General features: G+C 70.6%; 21 protein-coding genes. 7 read left to right on the plus strand and 14 right to left on the minus strand.

Annotation, left to right across the window (positions count from 1 at the left end; translation table 11 throughout):
- Positions 1–9: 9 nt before the first annotated feature.
- The 7 genes from ACFYZQ_RS15045 (at position 10) to ACFYZQ_RS15075 (ending at position 5,138) form a co-directional block, all read left to right on the plus strand.
- Positions 10–1,065: a rhamnogalacturonan acetylesterase gene (locus ACFYZQ_RS15045; protein ID WP_389146693.1), complete on the plus strand. Its 1,056-nt coding sequence runs from the start codon at positions 10–12 to the stop codon at positions 1,063–1,065.
- A gap of 114 nt (positions 1,066–1,179) precedes the next feature.
- Positions 1,180–2,901, plus strand: coding sequence for a DUF2264 domain-containing protein (locus tag ACFYZQ_RS15050; protein WP_389146696.1), 1,722 nt, complete (start codon positions 1,180–1,182; stop codon positions 2,899–2,901).
- A 32-nt stretch (positions 2,902–2,933) separates the two neighbouring features.
- Complete coding sequence (locus ACFYZQ_RS15055) at positions 2,934–3,167, plus strand: hypothetical protein (RefSeq protein ID WP_389146699.1); 234 nt, start codon at positions 2,934–2,936, stop codon at positions 3,165–3,167.
- Positions 3,094–3,441 carry a hypothetical protein gene (locus ACFYZQ_RS15060; RefSeq protein WP_389146701.1) on the plus strand — a complete coding sequence of 116 codons (348 nt, stop codon included), beginning with the start codon at positions 3,094–3,096 and terminating at the stop codon, positions 3,439–3,441. Before ACFYZQ_RS15055 ends, ACFYZQ_RS15060 begins: the two co-directional genes overlap by 74 nt.
- A 33-nt stretch (positions 3,442–3,474) precedes the next feature.
- The gene (locus ACFYZQ_RS15065) at positions 3,475–3,843 is read left to right on the plus strand and encodes a VOC family protein (RefSeq protein WP_389146704.1); all 369 of its coding nucleotides are present in this window, start codon (positions 3,475–3,477) and stop codon (positions 3,841–3,843) included.
- A gap of 60 nt (positions 3,844–3,903) precedes the next feature.
- On the plus strand, positions 3,904–4,386 hold the full coding sequence (locus ACFYZQ_RS15070) for a hypothetical protein (protein ID WP_389146707.1): 483 nt from the start codon (positions 3,904–3,906) through the stop codon (positions 4,384–4,386).
- The gene (locus ACFYZQ_RS15075) at positions 4,383–5,138 is read left to right on the plus strand and encodes an isocitrate lyase/phosphoenolpyruvate mutase family protein (protein WP_389146710.1); all 756 of its coding nucleotides are present in this window, start codon (positions 4,383–4,385) and stop codon (positions 5,136–5,138) included. The genes ACFYZQ_RS15070 and ACFYZQ_RS15075 overlap by 4 nt, the downstream gene beginning before the upstream one ends.
- A gap of 8 nt (positions 5,139–5,146) precedes the next feature.
- On the opposite strand, the gene ACFYZQ_RS15080 is transcribed toward ACFYZQ_RS15075, so the two are convergent.
- The 14 genes from ACFYZQ_RS15080 to ACFYZQ_RS15145 all read right to left on the minus strand — a co-directional run bounded on the left by ACFYZQ_RS15080 (position 5,147) and on the right by ACFYZQ_RS15145 (position 22,049).
- Entirely contained in the window at positions 5,147–5,833 is a 687-nt protein-coding gene (locus ACFYZQ_RS15080) for an alpha/beta fold hydrolase (protein ID WP_389146713.1), read from the minus strand.
- Positions 5,826–6,434, minus strand: coding sequence for a TetR/AcrR family transcriptional regulator (locus ACFYZQ_RS15085; RefSeq protein WP_389146716.1), 609 nt, complete (start codon positions 6,432–6,434; stop codon positions 5,826–5,828). Before ACFYZQ_RS15085 ends, ACFYZQ_RS15080 begins: the two co-directional genes overlap by 8 nt.
- Before the next feature lie 76 nt (positions 6,435–6,510).
- The gene (locus tag ACFYZQ_RS15090) at positions 6,511–7,836 is read right to left on the minus strand and encodes a jacalin-like lectin (RefSeq protein WP_389147374.1); all 1,326 of its coding nucleotides are present in this window, start codon (positions 7,834–7,836) and stop codon (positions 6,511–6,513) included.
- Positions 7,837–7,900: 64 nt separating this feature from the next.
- A complete protein-coding gene (locus tag ACFYZQ_RS15095) occupies positions 7,901–8,506 on the minus strand; it encodes a hypothetical protein (RefSeq protein WP_389146719.1) in 606 nt (201 codons plus the stop codon).
- A complete protein-coding gene (locus ACFYZQ_RS15100) occupies positions 8,503–9,303 on the minus strand; it encodes an ABC transporter permease (protein WP_389146722.1) in 801 nt (266 codons plus the stop codon). The genes ACFYZQ_RS15095 and ACFYZQ_RS15100 overlap by 4 nt, the downstream gene beginning before the upstream one ends.
- 2 nt (positions 9,304–9,305) lie before the next feature.
- Positions 9,306–10,109, minus strand: coding sequence for an ABC transporter permease (locus tag ACFYZQ_RS15105; protein ID WP_389146725.1), 804 nt, complete (start codon positions 10,107–10,109; stop codon positions 9,306–9,308).
- 1 nt (position 10,110) lies between these two features.
- Positions 10,111–11,115, minus strand: coding sequence for an ATP-binding cassette domain-containing protein (locus ACFYZQ_RS15110; protein WP_389147377.1), 1,005 nt, complete (start codon positions 11,113–11,115; stop codon positions 10,111–10,113).
- A 159-nt stretch (positions 11,116–11,274) separates the two neighbouring features.
- Complete coding sequence (locus ACFYZQ_RS15115; protein ID WP_389146728.1) at positions 11,275–14,154, minus strand: glycoside hydrolase family 2 TIM barrel-domain containing protein; 2,880 nt, start codon at positions 14,152–14,154, stop codon at positions 11,275–11,277.
- 12 nt (positions 14,155–14,166) lie between these two features.
- Positions 14,167–15,063, minus strand: coding sequence for a carbohydrate ABC transporter permease (locus tag ACFYZQ_RS15120; protein ID WP_389146731.1), 897 nt, complete (start codon positions 15,061–15,063; stop codon positions 14,167–14,169).
- Complete coding sequence (locus ACFYZQ_RS15125) at positions 15,060–16,025, minus strand: carbohydrate ABC transporter permease (RefSeq protein WP_389146733.1); 966 nt, start codon at positions 16,023–16,025, stop codon at positions 15,060–15,062. The genes ACFYZQ_RS15120 and ACFYZQ_RS15125 overlap by 4 nt, the downstream gene beginning before the upstream one ends.
- Positions 16,026–16,045: 20 nt before the next feature.
- The gene (locus tag ACFYZQ_RS15130; protein ID WP_389146736.1) at positions 16,046–17,311 is read right to left on the minus strand and encodes an ABC transporter substrate-binding protein; all 1,266 of its coding nucleotides are present in this window, start codon (positions 17,309–17,311) and stop codon (positions 16,046–16,048) included.
- A gap of 240 nt (positions 17,312–17,551) precedes the next feature.
- Positions 17,552–19,411: a glycoside hydrolase gene (locus ACFYZQ_RS15135; RefSeq protein ID WP_389146739.1), complete on the minus strand. Its 1,860-nt coding sequence runs from the start codon at positions 19,409–19,411 to the stop codon at positions 17,552–17,554.
- Positions 19,412–19,422: 11 nt separating this feature from the next.
- A complete protein-coding gene (locus ACFYZQ_RS15140; protein WP_389146742.1) occupies positions 19,423–20,670 on the minus strand; it encodes an ROK family transcriptional regulator in 1,248 nt (415 codons plus the stop codon).
- 134 nt (positions 20,671–20,804) lie between these two features.
- Positions 20,805–22,049, minus strand: coding sequence for an FAD-binding protein (locus ACFYZQ_RS15145; protein WP_389146745.1), 1,245 nt, complete (start codon positions 22,047–22,049; stop codon positions 20,805–20,807).
- Positions 22,050–22,115: the final 66 nt, after the last annotated feature.

The raw sequence follows: 22,115 nt of genomic DNA on the forward strand, positions 1-22,115 counted from the left end.
GAGCCAGGAGTGAGACGTTTCACCGGTGTGCGTACGGCCGCGCTCGCGGCGACGGCCCTGACGGCCCTGCTGTCGGCCGCGCCCGCCCACGCCCACGACCGGCAGCCGCCCCTCGGCATCGCGCACTGCACCGCCACCGCCTGCCACTTCGACGTCCCGCCCGGCACCTACGACGTGAAGGTGGTCCTCGGCGGCGCGACCGCCTCCAGCACGGCGGTCACCGGCGAGACCCGGCGCGCCCTGCTGCCCGAGACCTCCGTCGCCGCCGGTGAACGCGCCACCCGCGCCTTCACCGTCGACGTCCGCACCCCGGAGGGCGAGCCGACCGGCGCCGACGGCACCCCTGGCCTGGACCTCGCGTTCGGTGGCTCGGCACCCGCGCTCGCCGGCATCAGGGTGACCCCCGCCAGGCACCCCCGCCAGATCCTCCTCATCGGTGACTCCACCGTCTGCGACCAGCCCGCCGACCCGTACTCCGGCTGGGGCCAGCAGCTCCCGCAGTACCTCGGCAAGGGCCTGTCCGTCGCCAACCACGCGGACTCCGGGGAAAGCACGGTCACCTATCTGCAGAACCCGCAACTGTGGGGCACCGTCCAGCCGCTGATCCGCCGCGGCGACCTGGTCCTGATCCAGCTCGCCCACAACGACAAGACGACGGACGAAGCCACCTACCGGGCGAACCTCGAAACACTGGTGGCGGGCGTGCGCGAGAAGGGCGGCCGGCCGGTCCTGGTCACCCCGATCGTGCGCCGCTGGTTCAACTCCGACGGCACCCTGAACAACGACACCGCCCTCCTGGTCAACGGCCTCGGCGTCAACCACCCCGAGGTGATCCGCCGGGTCGCCGCCGCCGAGCACGTCCCGCTGATCGACCTCACCGCGAAGACGAAGGCGCTGGTGGAGTCGCTGGGCGTGGAGGGCTCCAAGGCGCTGTACCTGTACAACGAGAAGAAGGACAACACGCACACCTCCGCGCACGGCGCCACGGTCTACGCCGGCCTGGTCCGCGACGAACTCCTCGCCCAGCACCTGGTCCCCACGGGCAGGGTGCGGGTGGAACAGTGACACTGGGGCGCCCCGACCGGAACCGGGGCGTCCCAGGCCCGGACCCCCGGCCCCCGGCCCCCGGCCCCCGGCCCCGGCCTCCGGCCCTTGGCGCCCGGCCCTGGAAGGAACCTGATGCACCTGCCCGCCGACGACCGCTCCCTCAGCCCCCGCACCGGCTACAGCCGCGCGCACTGGGAGGCCGCCGCCGACGCCCTGCTCGCCGCAGTGCAGCCGTACGCCACCGCCGACCGGGCGCTGTACCACCTGCCCGGCGAACGCGAGAGCTGGTCCGGCCGTCTCTCCGACGGTCTGGAGGGCTACGCCCGCACCCTCCTGCTGGCCGCCTTCCGCCGCGACGAGAACGCGCTCGGCCGCTATGCCGAAGGACTCGCCGCGGGCACCGCGGGCGTCTGGCCCCGCATAGAGGACCGCGGCCAGCCCCTGGTCGAGGCCGCCTCGATCGCGCTCGCGCTGCGCCTGACCCGCCCACTGCTGTGGGACCGGCTGGACGACGCCGTACGGCAGCGGGCGGCGGCCTGGCTCGCCGACGCGCTCACCGCCGAACCCTGGCCGTGCAACTGGGAACTGTTCCCGGTCACGGTCGGCGGCTTCCTCGCGGACATCGGCCACGAGGCCGACACCGCGCGCAAGGCGATCGACCACGGTCTGGAGCGCATCGAGCAGTGGTACGTCGGCGACGGCTGGTACACCGACGGCGACGGCCGCAAGTTCGACTACTACAACGGCTGGGCGATGCACCTCTACCCGGTGCTGCACGCCTTTCTCGCCGACGACCCCGCCCTGCTCGACCTCTACGGCGGCCGGCTCGAGACCCATCTCGCCGACTACGCCCGCCTGTTCGGCGCCGACGGTGCCCCGATGCACCAGGGCCGCTCCCTCACCTACCGTTTCGCGACGACGGCCCCGCTGTGGCTGGGCGCGCTGACCGGACGTACACCGCTGACGCCGGGGGAGACCCGGCGGCTGGCCTCGGGCGCGCTGAAGTACTTCCTCGAACGCGGCGCGGTCGACGAGCGGGGCCTGCTGACCCTCGGCTGGCACGGCCCCGACGAGACGGTGTTGCAGGGCTATTCCGGCCCCGCCTCCCCCTACTGGGCGAGCAAGGGCTTCCTGGGCCTGCTCCTGCCGCCCGAGCACCCGGTGTGGACGGCGGCCGAGGAACCGGGTCCGGCGGAGCGCGCGGACGAGGTGACACCGGTCGCGGCCCCCAACTGGCTGCTGCAGTCGACGCGTTCGGACGGTCTGGTGCGCCTGCACAACCACGGCAGCGAGGACGTCCGTTACGACCCGTACTACACGCGGCTCGCGTACTCGACGGTGACGCGGCCCTCGGCGTCGTACGACAACAGCGTGACCGTCGGCGGCGACTCGAGCCGCACCGGCATCGAACCGCTGGGCGTGGGCGACGGCTGGGTCGCGTCGCGGCACACGGCGGGCGGGGGAGCGCGGGTGACGGGCGTGGTGCTGGCGCGCGAAGCCGTGGAGGTGCGTGCCTTCATGGTCACGGGGGCGCGGCCCGGGACCGAGGTGTGCGTGACCGGATGGGCGGTCCCTCCGGGCGAGGAGATCCGAGCGTGGGGGAGGGACGGTGTCCGGGCCGAGATCCTGCCTGCCGTCGGCCTGGACGACACCCTCACCGGTGTCACCGGCGAGGGCCGGACGCTCTTCGTCGCTCTGGCTCGTCTCACCGGTGAGGCGGAGCCCGCTCCGCTGGCGGAGACGGTGAGTGTGCGGGCGGACCGGACGGGGGAGTTGACGGTCCGCTGGAGCGAGGGGCCCGCGGTCCGGGTTCGCTGGGTCGGCTCCGGGGTGGAGGTCGTGCCGGAAGCCTGAGCCGCTTCGGCGGCTGCGGCAGTATGAGCGTCATGGGTGGGAGAGACGAGTTCGTCGAACTGCTGGAGCGGGCCGGACTGGAGGTCGTGGGGGACCGGGTGGTCGAGGAGGTGCTGCCGCCCCCGGCCGCATGGCGGCGCGTCATCCGCTGGGAGGCCGAGCCGACCGTGACCGTGGAAGCGGACCGGCCCGATGCGGAGGCTGGCCCTGGACGATCCGGAGTCGACGCCGGACCTGGTGGAGCGACTGAGCCGGGACACCAGTGAGGAGGTACGGTACCGTGCCGCGACCGACCCGCGGCTGCCGGCCGTGGCCGCCGCGCGGCTGCTCGAGGACCCCCACGAGCACGTACGGCAGGCGGCCGCCCTCCACCCCTGTCTGCCGGTCCGGATCCTGACCCGGTTGCTGCGGGGCACCGGCAACGCGGAGACGGCTGCCCGCAATCCGGCGCTGCCCGTGGAGGTCATGCGCCGGATGGCCGAGCTGATGCAGGCATCTGTCAGGGCGTCAGACGGGCGACGGGTCGTCAAATTCGTTTAGCTTTTGCACGGACCTCCACGACAATCCATGCCCATGACTTCCAGAATCCGTCACATCACTGTCCACTGCGCCGACGCCTACGCGCTCGCCGCCTTCTGGTCCCAGGTACTGGAACTGCCCCTGCACGAGGAGGACCACCCGGGTGACGAGGAGGTGCTGATCGAGGGTGCGGGGATGCTCTTCGTCGCCGTGCCGGACGCCAAGAACGTCAAGAGCCGGGTCCACCTCGACATCCAGCCGCAGGACCGCACCCGTGACGCGGAGGTCGAACGGCTGCTCGCCCTCGGCGCCCAGCTGGTCGACGACCACCGCAAGCCGGACGGCAGCGGCTGGGCGGTCCTCGTCGATCCCGAGGGGAACGAGTTCTGCGTGGAGCGCAGCGCGGGGGAGCGCGCGCAGTAGGACCCGTCGGCGCGCACACTTCGGCCGGCACCGAAGAGACGCGCGCCTAGCGTTCGGAGCATGACCGACACCGCACCCGACACGACACCCGACGCGACACCCGGCACCCCCGCGCGGTCCGTCACCGCCATGGTCGACCACGTGCTCGCCCTGGCCGCCACCTGGACCGCGTGGGACGGGACCGTCGCCCACGTCGACGACCGCGTCTACACCCCGCACAAGGCGATCCGCCGAGTGGCCGACCACCTGGTCGACCACCTGGCCGAACTGGAGTCCCGGCTGGCGGGCGCCGAGCCGCAGCCCGACCACTGGCACGCCTCCGCCATCACCACTGCGGCCGACCTCGCGCCCTTCACGGCCGAGGACCTCGACGAGGCCCGCAGCCGCCTCACCCGCCTCGCCCGGATCTGGGCGCACCGCCTGGACGCACTGACCGTGGAGCAGCTCGACGCCTCGCCCGGAGAGGGCTGGAGCTTCCGCGAACTCGCCCACCACCTCGCCGGGTCCACGTACTACGCCGACGCCATCGGTGACCTGTCGTGACGGCGTTCGCCGCACTCCACCGCCCGGGCGAACCCCTGCTTCTGCCGAACGCCTGGGACCACGCCTCGGCGGTGGCCCTCGCGGCCCGGGGCTTCCCCGCGATCGGCACCACCAGTCTCGGTGTCGCGGCGGCGGCGGGACTGCCCGACGGTGCCGCCGCGACCCGCGAGGAGACCCTGCGGCTCGCCCTGGGCCTCGGCGCCGAGCCGTTCCTGCTGTCCGTGGACGCGGAGGGCGGCTTCAGCGACGACCCCGACGAGGTGGGGGAACTGGCACGCGAGCTGTGGGCCGTGGGCGCCGTCGGCATCAACCTCGAGGACGGCAACGGGCCGTCCGACCGGCACGCGGCGAAGATCGCGGCGGTGAAGTCGGCCGCCCCCGGTCTCTTCGTGAACGCGCGGACGGACACGTACTGGCTGGGCGACGGGGAGGGCACGCTGTCCCGCCTGGACGCCTACCGGCAAGCCGGTGCCGACGGGGTGTTCGTCCCCGGACTGACCGACCCGCGGGGGATCACCGAGCTGGTCCGGCACCTCGACGTCCCCCTCAACATCCTCTACTCGCCGGCCGGGCCCGCCGTCGCCCGCCTCGCCGACCTGGGGGTGAGCCGCGTCAGCCTCGGTTCCCTGCTCTACCGCCGGGCACTGGGCGCCGCGCTGGACGCGATGACCGACATCCGCGGCGGCCGGGCACCGCACGGCACGGCACCCTCGTACGACGACGTACAGGCGCTGGTGCGCCGACCGGGCTGACCGCGCCCTCAGCGGGACGGGATCAGCGCCCCGGTGACCCGGTCGGCGAACGCCACGGGATGTTCGAGTGCGCCGAGGTGCCCGCCGGGGAACTCGGTGAAGGTCCCGCCGGTCCGCTCGGCCACCGACGCGGCGGTGTCGTGAAGGACCTGGCCCCGGGAGCCGGCCCCGGCGGCCACCGTGAGGCGGCCGGGGGACGCGGTGAAGGCCGGCGCGTACGCGGAGAACGGCTCCAGGACGTGGGCGAGGAACACCGCCATGGGTCCCTCGGCCGACGTCTGTCCCGCCCGCAACCCCTCGATCAGCCGGGCCCGTTGCTCCGCCCCGTCCGGCAGCAGCGTCACGCACGGCGGTTCGTGCGCGACGACGTGCCGCAGCCGCCCGGGGTGCCGGGCGAGCAGGTCGAGGGCCGCGATCGCGCCGGAGCTCATCCCGAGGGCGTACGCGGACTCGCCCGCCGCGAGCACCTCCTCCAGCACGGCGTACGCCCCCTCGCTCCAGTCCGCCACCCGCTGGTCCGCGACCGGGCGGCCGAGCCGTCCGTGGGCGAGACCGAGCGGGTCGTACGTCACCACAGTGAACCGCTCGGCCAGCCGCTCGGTGACCGGGCCGAGCCCCATCGGATGCCCGGCCCCGCCGGGGACGACGAGCAGTACGGGTCCGCTGCCGGCGATGTCGTAGTGCGGCTCAGTCATCGCGGTCCTTCTCTCGGTCCTTCTCTCGGTCCGTCTCCCGGGGCCAGTGCGCGAGGGCGATGTGCAGGGCGTCGACGGCCCGTTCCCAGGAGGCCTGTACGTCACGGGGGGCGCCGAAGCCGCCGGTGGACTCCAGGACGCAGTAGCCGTGGAACGTGCTGCGCAACAGGCGTACGGCGTCGGTGAGGTCGGGCTCGTCGAGGTCGTAGGCACGGAGCATGCCGTAGGTGACCTCGGCGGTGCGGCGCAGGGCGGGGGAGTCGGCGACCAGTTCCTGGTCGATGCGGATCTGGGTGGCCGCGTACCGGCCGGGCCGCTCGAGGGCGTACTCCCGGTACGCCCCCGCGAAGGCGACCAGCGCGTCCTTCCCGGCCCGCCCGGCCACGGCCGCCGCGATCCGCTCGACCATCTCGCCGCCCGCGTACAGCGCGAGCCGGGTGCGCAGATCCTGCAGGTTCTTCACGTGCGAGTACAGACTCGCGTCCTTCACCCCGAACCGGCGGGCCAGCGCCGACAGGGTGACGTTCTCGAAACCGGCCTCGTCGGCGAGTTCGGCTGCCGCCGCGACAAGTCGCTCGACGGTGAGTCCCGCCCGGACCATGGGCCACCACCTCCTTGGATGCCTAGGTTGCATCCTAGGGCATCTAGGTTTGGTGGATGGCCCCTCCGTGCGGGCCTCAGCCGATCGGTGCGTACAGCACGCCCAGCTTGTCGATCTCCTGTCCCGCGCGGCCCGTGAAGCCCACGATCTGCCAGCCGGACGGGGCGGTGAGGGTGGTGGTGTCCGTTGCCGCCGTCCCGGACGACAGGGTGCGGCCCTTGTCGGTCGTGAAGGCGGCGGAGAAGATCCGGGTGTGGCCGTCCTTCTGACCCTCCGTCAGCTTCACGGAGGTGAGGTGCTCGCCGGAGGAGAGGGTGAGCGAGGCCGCCGTGCCACCCGTACCGCCGTGGGACAGGGCGGTACCGCCGTCGTGGGTCAGCGACACGCCGTCGAGACGGGAGCCGCCGCGCAGGGTGAGAGTGCGCGGTGAGGGAGTGGCGGGCAGGTCGTCGGCGTCGTTGAAGGCGGTGCCGTGGGGACCGCCGAAGAAGTCGCTCGCCCGCAGCCTGGAGTTGAGGGTGTACGAGAAGTCGACGGTGTGCGGGAAGTGGTCGGAGAGGTTGCCGCCGGAGGAGTCCAGGAAGGACGCCCATTCGTCGTTGTAACGGGTGGCGGAGAGGGAGACGAGGTCGCTGCTCCGGTAGAGGACCTTGTCGACGACCTCGCAGTCGTTCGACGGCGCGGAGGTCGGGCACAGCAGGGGGTCCGCGCCCTGTGCCGGGGCCGTACCGCCCTTGATCAGCTTCACCCACGCGTCCGTGAGCCCGTTGTCGTCCACGAGTGTGCGGATGTTGTCGCCGGTGCGGGTGTAGCGGGTGTTGGTGTCACCCATGACGATGACGGCGTTGCCCGCGGAGTTGGCCCGGATGAAGGCGGAGAGCTGCGCGATGTTGGCACGGCGGGCGGCGAGGGCGTCGTCGGTGTCGTCCGCGTTGGGGTGGGCGTTGTACAGGTCGACGTAGACGCCTTCGGCCAGCCGCACCCGGGCCAGCGTGAAGCCCTTCGGGGTCAGGCAGTTGGTGCCCGTGCAGCTGTTCCACTTGACGCGCTCGAAGTCGTCGAGGGGGTAGCGGGACAGGGTGTTGAGACCGTCACCGAAGGCCGCGCCCCCGCTGGTCGCGGTGCGGTAGGGGTGGTTGTCGCCCGCGTACAGGGCCGCGTGGTAGTTGAAGTCCTCCTGGACGTTCACGATGTCGTAGGGCGCCAGCCGAGGCGAGATCAGGGGCGTGTTGGTCGCCGGATGGCTGGAGCTGAGGCCCTCGGGGAGGCCGGCCACGTTGTAGGTCAGCACGTTGAAGGTGCCGGAGGCGGCAGCGGTCTCCGCCTGCGCGGTGCCGGCCGACGCGGTGAGCCCGGCCAGGGCGAGCGCGCCCGCCGCGAGGGTGCCGAGGAGTTGTCTCATGGGTCGCATGGGGCCCATGTTCATGTCAACGGACCCGTTTTTGAAGGCCAGTTGAGAAAACTGTTCAACATTTGTGCGTGACGTCCTGGTGCCGCCGCACCGGACAGCCCGCAGTCACGGCCGCGAGGGCCGACCAGGCGGCGCCGCGCTCCTCGTGGTCGTGCACCGTGGGCGCGGGAGTGCCGCCGGGGGTGAACACGACGTAGCAGAGTGGGAGGTACGACAGCTCTCCCCACTCCTCCAGCCGGTGGCCCCGGGCCAGGACCCGGCCGCAGCGGGCGCAGCAGATCCACGGGACCAGGAACAGGCCCGGCGCCGGAAGGTCCGTCAGTACGGACCCGGCGGGGAGCGGCTCCCCGGCGTCGTCCGGGAACACCCGCAGCCGGGCGGCGTCCGCGGCCGGTCCGCACCGGGCGATGTCCGGGCCGAGCTGGTCCCACACCCCCCACTGCTCGGCCATCACCGCCAGCTCGGCCCGCGCCGACTCGTCCACGGCCAAGCCCTGTTCGTGGATCTTCTCCACCAGCACCGTGAGCCCGTCCTCCTGCTCACCGATGTCCCAGCAGCCCTGCACCACGTCCACGTCCACCGGATCGGGCAGCAGGGCGGCCAGCCGGCTCCACCGGGCGGCTTCGTCGGCGTACGGCGGCGGCAAGGTGCCGTCCGTCATCCGTTCACCCCCGTGTAGTGGTTGAGGCTCCACCGCCACAGCAGCCGGGACAACAGGTAGGCGACGGCGCCCAGCAGCGGTGACGCGGCGGCCAGCCAGTACGGGGCCCCGGTCTGGTGGCCGTGGCCCGTGAGCACCGCCGCCGGGAAGTAGGCGACGAACGCCAGCGGCAGGCCGTACGTCAGGAACCCGCCCACCGCCCTCGGCAGGACGTTCAGCGGATAGCTGCCGAAGGTGCCGAGCAGCTCCTCCAGCCAGAAGCCCCAGTAGCCGGCCGCCGGGAAGCGCAGCGAGGCCGCGGCGACCACCGTGAACAGGGCCGCCTCCATGAGCATCCCGCCGAGGACGGCCAGGATCAGGTAGGTGGTCCGGCCGGCCGTCCAGTCCAGGTGGCTGCGGCCCAGGGCGCCCACCATCAGGCCCGTGGCCACCGTCAGGTCGCCGATCGCGTTCGTCGGGAAGAACTGCAGCTGGATCTGGCGGTGGACCGGCATGGGCCGCAGCAGGTATCCGTCGATCCTCCCCTCCTGGATGTGCCGGCCCAAGCCGTGCATCCGGCCTAGGATCAGCACGAACAGGCCGTGTGCCAGCATGCGGGTGGCGGGGATGAGGAGGACGTCGGAGCTGTCCCAGCCGCCCATGCCGGTGAACCGGGTCAGCAGCACCGTCGCGAAGACGATCACCGACACCTGCCAGACCGCGCCGATCGCGATCATCATCAGGAACTCGGTGCGGTACTCCAGTTGGGCGCGGAAGTTGAGACGCGTGATGCGCCAGGCGATCCGTACGGCGTTCACGGTCAGCCTCCCTGCGAGACGACACGGCGGCCGGCCCGCCGCCACAGGAACCGGGTGAGGAACCGCAGGGCCACCACCCAGCCGGCCTGGACGGCGAGCTGGGCGCCCGCGTCCGCCAGCGGGATGCGGCCCACGTACAGCGACAGCGGCACGCTCAGCGTGGCCTGGAACGGCAGGAAGCCGCTCAGCACCACGAACCAGTGCGGGAAGAACCACAGCGGCGCGTACACGCCGGACAGCAGGTTCTGCGCGAAGACGAGGATGAGGATGGCGGCGTCGTTGCGCAGCGTCCAGAAGCACAACTGGTCGATGAGCAGCATCACGTAGTGCAGCACCCACTGCCCGAGCAGCAGGCTCAGCGCGAACACCCCGGCCACGGCGGCCGACCGGGGAGGCTCGACCACGCCGACCGCGAGACACACCAGGTATCCGGCGAAGGCCCACACGAAGCCGTACAGCTGCTCGCCCAGCGCGCGCAGCGCGTAGTAGCGGTGGGGCGACAGCGGACGCATGTACCAGTACACGATGGTGCCGTAGTGCAGGTGCTGCACGACCGAGTCCCGGGCCGCGTACTGGTCCAGCTCCCGCAGGCGGGAGGCGAGCACGGCCAGCACGGCGTAGGTGACCGCCTGGTCGCGGGTGAGCCCGGCCGTCGTACCGGTGTGCGCGTACAGGCCGCGCCACAGGGACGCCACCAGCACCACCTGGACGCTCAGTCTGAGCAGAGCGGCGGTGACGCGGGGCGGGGTGTACAGCTCGCCGAGCGGGGTGACGCGCGCGGCGCGCCAGGCGACGGGGATCGCCATGTCACACCGCCTCGGCGTGCGCGTAGGCGGCCCGCATGACGTCCTCCAGGTCGGCCTCGTCCAGGGCTATGTCCGTCACCTCGTACCGCTCGACGACCAGCTTCAGCGCCTGGTGCACCGTCGGCGCGGCGGAGCCGTCGGTGCCCTCGGGGCCGAACACCACCTGCGGACCCTCGCGCCGCACCACCGCCACACCGGGCAGCGGCACGATCTCGGCGTGCGGATCCGCGAGCGTCACCCGCACCTGCCACGTCGAGCCGAACCTCCTGCGGATCTCGTCCAGCGTGCCGTCCAGCACCAGCCGCCCGTGGTTGACCAGTACGACCCGCTCGGCGAGCCGCTCCACCTCGGTCATGTCGTGCGTGGTCAGCAGCACGGTACGGCCGCGCTCGGCGACCTGGTACCGGAGGAACTCGCGCACCTGTTCCTTGACCACCACGTCCATGCCGATGGTCGGCTCGTCGAGGAAGACGACCGGCGGATCGTGCAGCAGGGCGGCGGCCAGGTCGCAGCGCACCCGCTGGCCCAGGGAGAGGTGACGCACCCGGGTGTCCCAGAACGAGGACAGCTCCAGCAGCTCGTCGAACTCCGCGAGCCGTGCGGCGTGCTCCTTCTTGGGCACTTCGTATATGTCCCGCAGGATCGCGAACGACTCCCGCACGGGCAGGTCCCACCACAGCTGGGTGCGCTGCCCGAACACCGCCCCGATGTTGCGGGCGTTGCGTTCGCGTTCCTCGTACGGCACCACGCCCGCGACCCGCGCCTCGCCGGCGGTGGGGGTGAGGATGCCGGTCAGCATCTTGATGGTGGTGGACTTGCCCGCACCGTTCGGGCCGAGCAGGGCGAGGAGCTCGCCCGGGGCGACGTCGAAGGAGATGTCGGAGACGGCGTGCTTGGCGACGCGCTCGGGGTTGACCAGGGACCTGAGCGCACCTGTGAAGCCGGGGCGGCGGACGGTGGTGTGGAAGGTGCGGGAGAGACCGCGGACCTCGATGTTACCGGTCACATTCATGGCCAGACGTGTCTCCTTCGGCGGCGGGAAACAGCGGGAAACAGCGGGGGACGGAACAAGCCCACACCCGCGTACGTCACATGCGCCACTGGTTTTACGGGCGCATGGTCGTACGCGGGTGCGGGCGGTGGCCCTGAGAGCCCTGCCGGTGTCTCAGGACCCTGTCGGTCCGTCGGTCTCCGAGAAGACGAACGAGAACTCGGCGGGCTCGGCGATCAGGTGGTACTGCGGCAGCGGGCCAGGGCCGCAGGAGGCGGTGCCGATGCCGTGCTGGCCGTGGTCGAGGTGGACCCAGACCGTCTCGCCCGGGGTGAGATCGGTGCGGTGGGCGGCGGCGTCCAGTTGCTCGGTGGTCCAGCGCCGGGCGCTGAAGAAGAACTCCGGGTCGCCCTCGATGCGCAGCCCGCCGAGCTCCGCCCAGCGGACGTCGGCTCGGGCACCGTTCTCCTGCGGACGGACATACGGGGTCTGCATACCGTCGACCGTCGACTGCCAGCGGCCGGCCATCGACGCCGCCCGGGTGTCCGGGTACGCCTCGCCGGGACCGCCGCCGAACCAGCTCACCGCGTCGGTGTCCGCGCCGGACAGCCCGAAACGGATACCGAGCCGGGGCAGCGGCAGCTGGGTCCAGTCGCCTTCCGGCGTCACGGAGACGGTCAGCTGTAGACGATCTCCGTCCGACGTCCACCGGTACACCGTCGACAGTCCCACCTCCCAGGCGGCCGGCGCCACCCGCGTCCGCACGGTGAGGGCGTTCTCACCGGCCTCCACCGCGTCGAGGCGGTGCCGCATGCGGTGCAGGCCGAACTTGCGCCACAGCTCGGCGTGGCGGATGTCGGTCTGCCAGGCCGCGCCGTCGTCGTTGTCGGTGGTCGCCCGCCACACGTCGAGACGCAGCCCGGTGACCTCGACCGGGCCGACCGCCCGGAGCGCCCCGGTGCGGGCGTCGAAAGAGGCCGGGCCCAGGGTGATCAGCTCCTCGCCGCTCACCGGCCCGGCGGTCGCGGCGACCGACGGCACCTGCCGGGCGGAGACGGGGAACTGGCCCCAACCCACCACATGGCCCTTCGGACCCCACGCCGTGTCGGCGGCGAGCAGCGCCCTTACCGTCCACTGCGTCTCACCGATCCCCGCCGCGGGCGCCTGAGGCAGCTTCACGTCGGCCGACTCACCGGCGGCGAGCACCGGCACGGACAGCGGGCCCGACTCGACCGTCTCGCCGTCCACCTGGTACGACCACTCGAAAACCAGCCCGGACAGGTCGGCGAAGTCGTGCTTGTTGGTGATCCGTACGGTCCCGTCGGCGAGGTCGCCACCGATACGGACCGGCTCGATCACCTTCTTGTACTCGACCAGACCGGGGGAGGGCCGCCGGTCGGGGAAGAGCAGCCCGTCGCAGACGAAGTTGCCGTCGTGCAGCTCCTCGCCGAAGTCGCCGCCATACGCGAAGCCGTACCGCTCGTCCTCGATGCCGTGGTCGATCCACTCCCAGATGAAACCGCCCTGGAGCCGGTCGTAGGACTCGAAGATCCGCTGGTAGTCGGCGATGCCGCCGGGGCCGTTGCCCATGGCGTGCCCGTACTCGCAGAGGATGAAGGGCAGTTCACGGCGCTTGTGCGTACCGCCGTCCAGCTCCTTGCCGATCGACTCGACCTCGGCGTGGCTCGCGTACATCCGCGAGTACATGTCGGTGTCACGGCAGTCGATGTCGCCCTCGTAGTGCACCAGCCGCGAGGAGTCCCGGCCGTGGATCCACTCGGCCATGGCGGTCAGGCCACGACCGGTGCCCGCCTCGTTGCCGAGGGACCAGACGACGACGGACGGGTGGTTCTTGTCGCGCTCCACCATGCGGGCGGCGCGGTCGAGCAGGGCCGGGGTCCAGCGGTCGTCGTCGACGGGGTTGTCCCGCCAGGCCTGCTCGGTGAAGCCGTGGGTCTCCAGGTCGCACTCGTCGATCACCCACAGCCCGTACTCGTCGCACAGGTCGAGGAAGGCCGGGTGCGGCGGGTAGTGGGAGGTGCGGACGGCGTTGATGTTGTGCCGCTTCATCAGCAGCACGTCCTCGCGCATGGTCTCCAGGTCCAGCGCGCGGCCCTTCTCGGGGTGCCACTCGTGACGGTTGACGCCCTTGAAGAGGATGGGCTTCCCGTTGACCTTGATGAGGCCGTCCTGGAGGACGACCGTGCGGAAGCCGATGCGCAGCGGGACGCGCTCGCCCTCGGTGACCAGGACACCGTCGTACAGCTTCGGCGTCTCCGCCGTCCACGCCTCGACCGGCACCGTCACCGGCTCGCCGGTCGCGACATCGATGTCCAGGGCGGGCACGGTCACCCGCCCGTCGACGTCGGAGTCGACGCGCAGGGTGCCCTCGCCCGTGACGTGGTCGTAGGAGGCGTGCACGAAGAAGTCGAGGACGGCGCCCGCCGGGCGGTGCAGCAGCGTCACGTCACGGAAGATGCCCGGCAGCCACCACTGGTCCTGGTCCTCCAGGTAGGAGCCCGCCGACCACTGGTGGACGCGGACGGCCAGCACATTGCCGGCGGGCTTCAGCAGATGGCCGACCGCGAACTCGTGCGGCAGCCGCGAGCCCTTGAACTCGCCGATGTCGGTGCCGTTCAGCCAGACGCGGGCGCAGGACTCGACACCGTCGAAGCGGAGCACCGCCCCGCCGGCCTCCAGGTCCCAGTCCTCGGGGAGGTCGAAGAACCGCAGGTGGTCGCCGGTCGGGTTCTCGGTCGGTACCCGCGGCGGGTCGACCGGGAAGGGATAGAGGTGGTTGGTGTAGATGGGGGAGCCGTGCCCCTGGAGGACCCAGTGGCCGGGGACCGACACCTCCGCCCAGTCACCGGCGTCGTACCCTCGCGCCGCGAAGGAGTCGTCCTCGGCGTCGACCGTCGCGGACAGTCTGAAACGCCAGTTGCCGTTCAGCGACAGGGACTTCGCGTCCGAGGACGCGTACCAGGCGCGCGGCGGCAGGCTGCCGCCGCCCGGCGAGACGTCCTCGACGTAGTCGGTGGTGGTACGGAAAGACATCGGTCTCCTAGCTCAGCCCTTGATACCGGTCTGTGCGATCCCCTGGACCAGCCAGCGCTGGAGGAAGAGGAAGACGAACAACAGGGGCAGGATGGAAATTGCGGTGGCCATGAAGATCGTGTGGAAGACGACGGTCTGGTTGGTCATGTAGTTCGACAGCGCGACCTGGACGGTCCACGAGTCCGGGCTCTGACCGATGACCAGCGGCCACAGGAAGGAGTTCCAGCCGCTGATGAACGTGATGGTGGCGATCGCCGCGAAGAAGTTCAGCGAGTTCGGCACGACGACACGCCAGTATGCGCCCCAGTAGCCCAGTCCGTCCACGCGCGCCGCCTCCTCCAGCTCCTTCGGGAACCCGAGGAAGTACTGCCGGAACAGGAAGCAGGTGAAACCGCTGAACAGACCCGGGATGATCAGACCCCGGTAGCTGTCCACCCAGCCGAGCGACGACACCAGCACGAAGCTGGGGACGAAGGTCACGGCGGTCGGGACCATCAGGGTGCCGAGGACCGCGTAGAACACCTTGTTGGCGTGCTTGTAGGGGATGCGGGCCAGGGCGTAGCCGGCGAGGGAGCAGATCAGCAGGACGCCGCTGGTGTGCAGGACGGCGACGATCGCGGAGTTCAGCAGCGACCGGCCGAAGGGCACCATGGGGTCGTTGAACAGCTCGCTGAAGTTCCCCCACTGCAGGTGCGTGGGGAAGATCTGCCAGTGCTCCCCGGTGATCTCGGGGTCCGTGGTGAGAGCGTTGCGGACCATGATGTAGAACGGGATCAGGAACAGGAAGGCGGCGACACTGACGGCGATGTAGAGGCCGGTGTTGCCCATGACGCCGCCCCCGCGCCTGGTGCGGCGGGGCTTGTTCGACGGCGGCGCGGTCCTGCCCGTCTCTGGTGCGGTGGTGGTCACTTGGACTCCTCCCCCCTTCCGAAGCCCATGATCTTGCCCTGGAACAGGGTGACCACGCAGATCAGTACGGTCAGGATGACGGCGCCGGCGCTGCCGGCCCCGTAGTCCTGGTTCTCGCCCAGGGCGCGGTAGTACAGCTCAACGAGCGGCGGACGGCCCCAGGTCGTCTTCGCCAGCAGGTTGAAGAACTCGTCGAAGGCCTGGTAGGCGGCGACGAGCAGCAGCAGGATCACCGCGGTCGAGGTGGCGCGCAGCTGGGGCAGCGTGATGTGCCGGAAGGTCTGCCAGCCGGGCTTGGCGCCGTCGATGGCGGCGGCCTCGTACAGCTCCTGCGGGATGTTCTGCAGTGCGGCCAGGAACAGGATCATGTAGAAGCCGGACTGGAGCCACAGGCGGGCGGTGACGATGACCAGCCAGTACCAGGGCGGGTCGGGGGTGATCAGCCAGGCGATGTTGTCGATCCCGAACCAGCCGAGGACCGTGTTGGCGAGGCCGAAGCGGACGCCGTTGAAGATGGACATCTTCCAGATCAGCGAGGCGGCGACATAGCTGCAGGCGGTGGGCAGGAAGAAGACCGAGCGGAAGAACGCCCGCATGAACCGGAGCCGGTTCACCAGCAGGGCCAGGCCCAGTGACATCGCCCAGGTGGTGGGCACGATGAACGCGGCGAAGACGGTGAAGGTGCCCAGGGAGCCGACGAAGTCGTCGTTCGTCAGCATGAAGTGGTAGTTGTCGAAGCCGATGAACTTGCTCGGCGTGACGGTGAAGCGGGCGTCGAAGAAGCTGAGGTAGACGCTCCAGCCGATCGGGACGTAGACGAAGATCGCCAGCCCGATCAGGAACGGGGCGGAGAAGAGCCAGAAGTTGAAGGTGCTGCTGGCCCGCAGACCCCGCCGCGGCTTGGCCTTGGAAGGCTTCGCCGGGGCGGGGCGCGCGAGGTCGCGCGTCGTGGTCGTCGACATGGTTGTTTTCCGTCCGCGGTCTATCCGAAGAGCTTCTTCAGCTCGCGGTTGACCGCCTTGTCGGCCTTGTCGAGGGCCGCCTCCGGGTCACCGCCCTTGCGGACGGAGTCGGCGAAGACGTCCTCCAGCGCGGTGATCATGGCCTGGGTCCAGCCGATGTTGTCGAAGTGCCCGAACTCGTTGAAGAGCTTGACGCCCTCGGCCGCGTTGCCCGACTTGAGCTTGGTGGCGGTGGCGGCTATGGACTTGCGCGGCGGGATGTGGAAGCCGTACGAAGTGGCCCAGTCCTCCTGGTACTTCTTCTGGTCGATCCACAGCCACTTCACGTACTCCTTGGCCGCGTCGACGTTCTTGCCCTTGGCGTTGACGAACATCGACCAGCCGCCGTTGTAGACCGACTGCTTGCCGTTGTCCGTGACCTTCGGGAAGGGGAAGATCCCCCAGTCGTCGCCGAGCGCCTGCTGGAACTGGGGCATCGCCCACATTCCGCAGAACTGGATCGCGCACAGGCCCTGGTTGAGCGCGGACGGGTCCCAGTAGTCGGTCGGGGCGCCGAGCAGGAGGTGGCCGCTGGTGAACAGCTTGCGCATCTTCTTGATGCCCTCGACGACGCCGGGCGTGTGGTAGGCGATCTGGTTCTTCTCGTCGAGGGTGTCGGCGCCCGCCGACCAGATCATCGGGTTGATGACCGCGTGCAGGTCGTTGCCGATGTAGAGGCCCTTGACCTTGCCGGTGGTGAGCTTGGCGGCGGCCTCCATCAGCTCGTCGAACGTCGTCGGGACCTTGACGTTCGCCTTCTCCAGCATCGACTTGCGGTAGAAGAAGAACTGCGGGTCGTCGATCATCCGGACGCCGTAGATCTTGCCGTCGACCGTGTGCGACTTGATGTCGGCCGCGTTGAAGTCGTCCTTGACCGGGTCGATGATGTCGCTGAGGTCCGCCACCTGGCCGCTCTTGACCATCTGGATCTGCGGGTGGAACTCGAACAGGTCGGGCGCGTTCTTGGTGAGCAGCGTCGCGAAGAGCTTGTTCTCGAAGTCGGCGCTGGTGATCCACTGCGTGGTCACGTTCGCGTCCTTGTAGGCCGCCGCGTACCGCTTGAGAGCCTGCTGGGTGCCCGCCTCGCCGTAGGCGTGGAAGAACTGGGTGAGCTGCTTGCCCGAGCCGCTGCCGCCGCTCCGGCCGTTGTTGCTGCCGCACGCGGCCAGCGTGCCGGCGGCGGCCAGGCCCGCGGCGGCCTTGAAGATCGATCGGCGGTCCCAGTTACTGCTGCTCATTGCCGACATGCTGACGTCCTTGTCTTGTCGCGTGGTGCTGCGGCTCTTTGCTTCAGCGCCCGTTGGCTGGAATTGCTGTGCCTGCGGTGCGGGACGTTAACCTTCGGCTAAGGCTTCGGCAAGGGGTTGGACGAAGTCTGCTCGAAGCGTTGTGTACGGTTCGGCATTACGAACAAGGTGAGACGGCAAAGGCGTTGAGGGCCGCCGGGTCAGGGATGCCGGCGGCCCTCGGTCATGGGGAAGGGGCGGCTACTGCCTGGGCCACACCTCGTTGCTGCCGCCGTTGCAGCTGTAGAGGATCACCTTGCCGCCGTCCGCGGTCGACTGCCCGCTGACGTCCAGGCACTTGCCCGACGCCTCGCTGAGGATCTGCCCGTTGGCGTTGAGCAGCCAGCGCTGGTTCACGTCACCGGTGTAGGCGGCCGATGTCGTCAGACCGGCGCTCCCGGCCGTGAGGTACCCGTTCGAGCCCTTCAGGGCGCCCCTGGCGTCGTAGGACCACGACTGCCCGGCCTCGCCCGTGCAGGTGCTGATCGTGGCCCCGGAGGCGTTCGCCGTCAGGCACTTGCCCGACTGCTTGCCCTGCCAGGCGCCGGTCACGGCCGAGCTGTCGTGCCCCTTCTGGTCGAAGACGTACGTCGTCACCGACCGTGCGGCGAGGGTGGCGGACACCGTGCCGCCGCTGACGGACGGCTTGGCGACGTCCGCCCAGTTCTCGGTGGCCGACGTACGGACAGCCTCCCTGGCCCGCTTCGGTGCCTTGCTGTTGAAGTGCAGGTTCAGGGTGGTGTCCGTGGTGTTGTGGTTGTTGACCACGACCACCCACTTGCCGTTCCGGTCGTACGAGGACACCTCGACCCCGGCCGGCGCCCCGGTCACGTCGTGCGCCACCGACCCCGGTGTCACGAACTTGCTGTACTGGCCGAGCGCGTAGTACCGCTTGGTGAAGTACAGGCTCTGGTTGCCGTTCGTCGCGTAGTCGGGGTCGTAGTAGATCAGGCCGTCGTTCCAGCCCTCGTCGTTCCTGGTGTTCGGATCGGTGCCGTACCCGCTCGCGAGCGCCACCCACCACTGGAACGCCGAGTCGTGGGAGCTCGCGAAGTCCTTGTAGATGATCCGGGACATCAACAGGGCGTTGTCGATGGTCGGGTCGTACTCCTGGTTCCAGCCGGTCGAGCCCTTGCCGAAACAGCAGATCTCGGTGGCCCAGGACTTCTTGCCGACCGCCTTGGCCGTCTCGTAGACGTTGCCGAGCTGGCCGTCGTCGGGGTTGTTGTACGTGTGGTGGGCCAGCGCGGACACGTACTGCGCGGTGTCCGGCTGCGACATCCACTGCGGGAGCTCGGAGGTGAACTGCGTCGTCTTGCTGGACTCGTCCGCGATGATGCCGGTCTTCTGGTGCCGTGCCCTCTGCTCTGCACCCAGCGCGCGCACGATGTCGTCACGCTGGTCGACCGGTACGGGCATGCCTTCCTGGCCGCAGTCCGCGAAGCTGTTGTCCGGCTCGTTGAAGGGACTGATGTAGTCCAGCTGCACGCCCTCGCCGGCGAAGTGGTCGGTGACGTCGGCTATGTACTTGGCGAAGTCCGTCTCGTTCTCGGCCTTCAGCTGCCCACCGCAGCTCTGCCCGTTGGTCGTCCACCGGGCGGGCGCGCTGTTGACGAACCCGATCAGGTCCTTGACGCCGTACTTCGCGGCGTACTGGAGGAACGTGCGGCCGCCTTTGTCCCTGCTCCAGTCGTAGCCGCCGTCGGACTTCAGGAAGTCCTCGGCGGCCCGGGCCGGGGTGGTGACGGCGACGCCGCCACCACCGATGTTGTAGCGGTACGAGCTCAGGGACAGGCCCTTGGAGGAGAACAGCAGTTTCGCGACCCGGGCCTGGACCTTGGGCGAGAAGTGCTGCAGGTCGTTGACCCACCAGGCGCCGGAGGCACCGATGTCGTCGATGGTCTGGGCGGCGTGGGGGGAGACCTCGGCCGCCGTGGGGGTGGCGGCCGAGGCGGCGGGAGCGGACACCAGGGGTCCGGTGACGGCGAGTGCGGCTGCGGCCGTCAGGAGGAGCGGTCTCCTCGAGCGGGTGGGTTTGGTGCGGGGGTGAGGCACGTGCATCCCTTCCGTCGTCATGAAGGTGGGGCGGTACGGCTCCTTGCGGGGGTGGTGCGCTTTGCGTGGGTCCTCTGCCCGACGGACTGCAGCGCGCCCTCCAGCGCGAACGTCGCCGCGCCCAGGCACACCGGATCGGTGGGGATCGGGGAGAGGACGATCTCGGTGGCGGCCAGCGGCCGCCTGAGCGCGTGCCGGGCGACGGCCTCGCGCACTTCGTCGAGCAGCGGCTCACCGAGCCGGGCGGCGACCCAGCTGCTGAGCACGACCACCTCGGGGTTGAGCAGGTTGACCAGATCGGCGATACCGGCACCGAGATAGCGGGCGGTGTCACGGACGACCTTGACGGCCACGGGGTCGTGTGCGGCGACCCCCCGGGCCAGGGCGTCGACGGTGGCCGTCTGGTCCTCGGGGTGCAGCAGCGTGCTCTGCGGGCTGAGCTCGCGCAGGTTCTGCATGATGCCGGGCGCGCCCACGTACGTCTCCACACAGCCGTGGTTGCCGCAGTGGCACAGCCGCCCGTCCAGCACGAGCGTGGTGTGACCCCACTCGCCGGCGCTGTTGCTGACCCCCCGGTGCAGTCCGCCGCCGAGCGCGAGACCGGCGCCGACTCCGGTGCCGAGGTTCACCACCACGGCGTTCCCGCGCCCGCGCGCGGCCCCGAACCACAGCTCGGCCACCGCGCAGGCGCGCAGCGGATTGTCCAGGTAGAGGGGGTAGGCGATGTGCTCGGAGAGCAGGTCGAGCAGTGGTACGTCGTGCCAGTCCCAGTTGGGCGCGTACTCGGCGATTCCGGTGTCCCGGTCCACCTGCCCCGGCACGCTCACCCCGACCCCGAGCACGCGTGCCGCCTCCACCCCGGCCTGCGCGACCACCGAGCCGACCGCGGCGGCGACATGGCCGACCACCTGCTCGGGGCGGCTCTCGCCCGGGCGCATGTCCTCCTCCGCGCGCGCCAGCACGTTCAGCGCGAGGTCGAACAGCTCCACATGGACGTACGTCTCCGCGATGTCCACGCCGATCAACGCGCCCCCCGACGCGTTGACGGCCACGAGTCCCCGGGGGCGGCCTCCCGCCGAGTCCTCGAAACCGACCTCGGTGATCATCCTGAGGTCGAGCAGCTCGCCGACCAGGGTGGCGACCGTGGCCAGGCTCAGCCCGGTGGCGGCCGCCAGCTCCTGGCGGGAGGTGGGAGACTCGGCGATGATCTGGCGCAACACCTCGTAGCGGTTCGCGGTGCGGATGTCCCGTGACGTGCGCTTCACGAAGGCTGCCCCTCCCATCGCTGCCAGGCCGTGCCGGGCGGCATCGGCACCGGCGCGGCGCAAGGCTATGGGGTGGCCGAGGCTTTCGACAAGGGGTTAGGAAAGGGGCTTTATAAAGTCTGCCCGCTACCCGGTCAGGCGCCCAGGGCGTCCCGGACGAAGGCGTTGGTGAACTTGCCGCTCGGGTCCAGGGACTTCGCGAGCGCCAGGAAGTCGCCGAGACGTGTATACCGCCGACGGAGATCGTCCGCGGACATGGCATACACCTTCCCCCAGTGCGGCCGCGGATCGAAGCCGGCCAGCGCCTCCTCCACCCGCCGCACCACGGGCAGCACCGCCGCCGCGTCCTCGATCCAGGTGAAGTGCACGGCCACCGAGTCCCGCCCGTGGGCCGGGCTCAGCCACTGCCGGTCGGCGGCGACCGTCCGCACCTCACAGGTCTGCAGTACGGGGGCGACCGTATCCCGGATCCCGTCGATCGCATACAGCACATCGAGTGCGGCCGACCGCGGCAGCAGATACTCCGACTGCAGCTCCGCCCCGCTGCTCGGCGTGAACTCCGCGCGGAAGTGCGGCAGCCGCTCGTGCCACGGCCCCGGCACCCCGAACTGTTCGGTGCAGTTCACCGCCGGCATCCCCGGTACCGGATGCAGCGCCTCGGTGGCCGGCGCGGCCCACGGGAAGTCCACCGCCGCCTGGTCGGTGCGCCGCTTCACCCACACCTGCCGGAAGCCCGCCGCCCGCGCGTCGGTGAACAGACTCACGCTGTACGCGGACCCCGCCACCGCCTCGAAGTCCAGCCCCTCCAGTGGCAGCTCGGTGAAGACCCGCTGCTCGACCTCGTAGGCCGGTTCCAGGTCCAGCGTCAGCAGGGTGACCACGCCCAGCGCCCCGAGAGAGGTCACCGCCCCGTCGAAGCCGTCCTCACCGCGCGCGAACCGCACCGTCGCGCCGTCCGCGACGACCAGTTCCACCTCGCGCACAGCCGAGGCCAGCGGCCCGTTGCCGACGCCGGAGCCGTGGGTGCCGGTCGCCACCGAACCGGCCACCGAGATGTGCGGCAGGGACGCCATGTTGGGCAGGGCGAGGCCGTGCGCGTGGACGGCGCGGGCCAGCTCCGCGTACCGGACGCCGCCCGAGACCCGTACCGTACGGGCCGCGGTGTCCACGTCGAGCACCGGCGGCAGACCGGCGATCGACAGCAGGATGCCGTCGGCACCCGGGTCGGCGATCGTGTTGAAGGAGTGCCCGCTGCCCAGCACCCGCGCCTTCGCGTTGCCCGCGACCAGGGCCGCGAGCTCGGCCGGCGAGTGCGGACGGTGGAACTCCTTGGCCGTGTAGGTGATGTTGCGCGCCCAGTTGGTGACCGACTGAGTCATCCCTGCCCCTCCCGGTGAGTGCGTTTCCATTGACCCTCTCATTCGCCGCCGCCTACCGTAGAGACC

It is taken from the genome of Streptomyces sp. NPDC001843 (assembly GCF_042891955.1).
In the GTDB taxonomy this organism is placed as follows: domain Bacteria; phylum Actinomycetota; class Actinomycetes; order Streptomycetales; family Streptomycetaceae; genus Streptomyces.

What these genes read in the sequence shown, in the direction of transcription:
- ACFYZQ_RS15050 (WP_389146696.1), top strand. Translation starts at nt 1,180, where the DNA reads ATGCACCTGCCCGCCGACGACCGCTCCCTCAGCCCCCGCACCGGCTAC.
- ACFYZQ_RS15055 (WP_389146699.1), top strand. Translation starts at nt 2,934, where the DNA reads ATGGGTGGGAGAGACGAGTTCGTCGAACTGCTGGAGCGGGCCGGACTG.
- ACFYZQ_RS15060 (WP_389146701.1), top strand. Translation starts at nt 3,094, where the DNA reads ATGCGGAGGCTGGCCCTGGACGATCCGGAGTCGACGCCGGACCTGGTG.
- ACFYZQ_RS15065 (WP_389146704.1), top strand. Translation starts at nt 3,475, where the DNA reads ATGACTTCCAGAATCCGTCACATCACTGTCCACTGCGCCGACGCCTAC.
- ACFYZQ_RS15070 (WP_389146707.1), top strand. Translation starts at nt 3,904, where the DNA reads ATGACCGACACCGCACCCGACACGACACCCGACGCGACACCCGGCACC.
- ACFYZQ_RS15080 (WP_389146713.1), bottom strand. Translation starts at nt 5,833, where the DNA reads ATGACTGAGCCGCACTACGACATCGCCGGCAGCGGACCCGTACTGCTC.
- ACFYZQ_RS15085 (WP_389146716.1), bottom strand. Translation starts at nt 6,434, where the DNA reads ATGGTCCGGGCGGGACTCACCGTCGAGCGACTTGTCGCGGCGGCAGCC.
- ACFYZQ_RS15090 (WP_389147374.1), bottom strand. Translation starts at nt 7,836, where the DNA reads ATGAGACAACTCCTCGGCACCCTCGCGGCGGGCGCGCTCGCCCTGGCC.
- ACFYZQ_RS15095 (WP_389146719.1), bottom strand. Translation starts at nt 8,506, where the DNA reads ATGACGGACGGCACCTTGCCGCCGCCGTACGCCGACGAAGCCGCCCGG.
- ACFYZQ_RS15105 (WP_389146725.1), bottom strand. Translation starts at nt 10,109, where the DNA reads ATGGCGATCCCCGTCGCCTGGCGCGCCGCGCGCGTCACCCCGCTCGGC.
- ACFYZQ_RS15115 (WP_389146728.1), bottom strand. Translation starts at nt 14,154, where the DNA reads ATGTCTTTCCGTACCACCACCGACTACGTCGAGGACGTCTCGCCGGGC.
- ACFYZQ_RS15125 (WP_389146733.1), bottom strand. Translation starts at nt 16,025, where the DNA reads ATGTCGACGACCACGACGCGCGACCTCGCGCGCCCCGCCCCGGCGAAG.
- ACFYZQ_RS15130 (WP_389146736.1), bottom strand. Translation starts at nt 17,311, where the DNA reads ATGTCGGCAATGAGCAGCAGTAACTGGGACCGCCGATCGATCTTCAAG.
- ACFYZQ_RS15135 (WP_389146739.1), bottom strand. Translation starts at nt 19,411, where the DNA reads ATGCACGTGCCTCACCCCCGCACCAAACCCACCCGCTCGAGGAGACCG.
- ACFYZQ_RS15145 (WP_389146745.1), bottom strand. Translation starts at nt 22,049, where the DNA reads ATGACTCAGTCGGTCACCAACTGGGCGCGCAACATCACCTACACGGCC.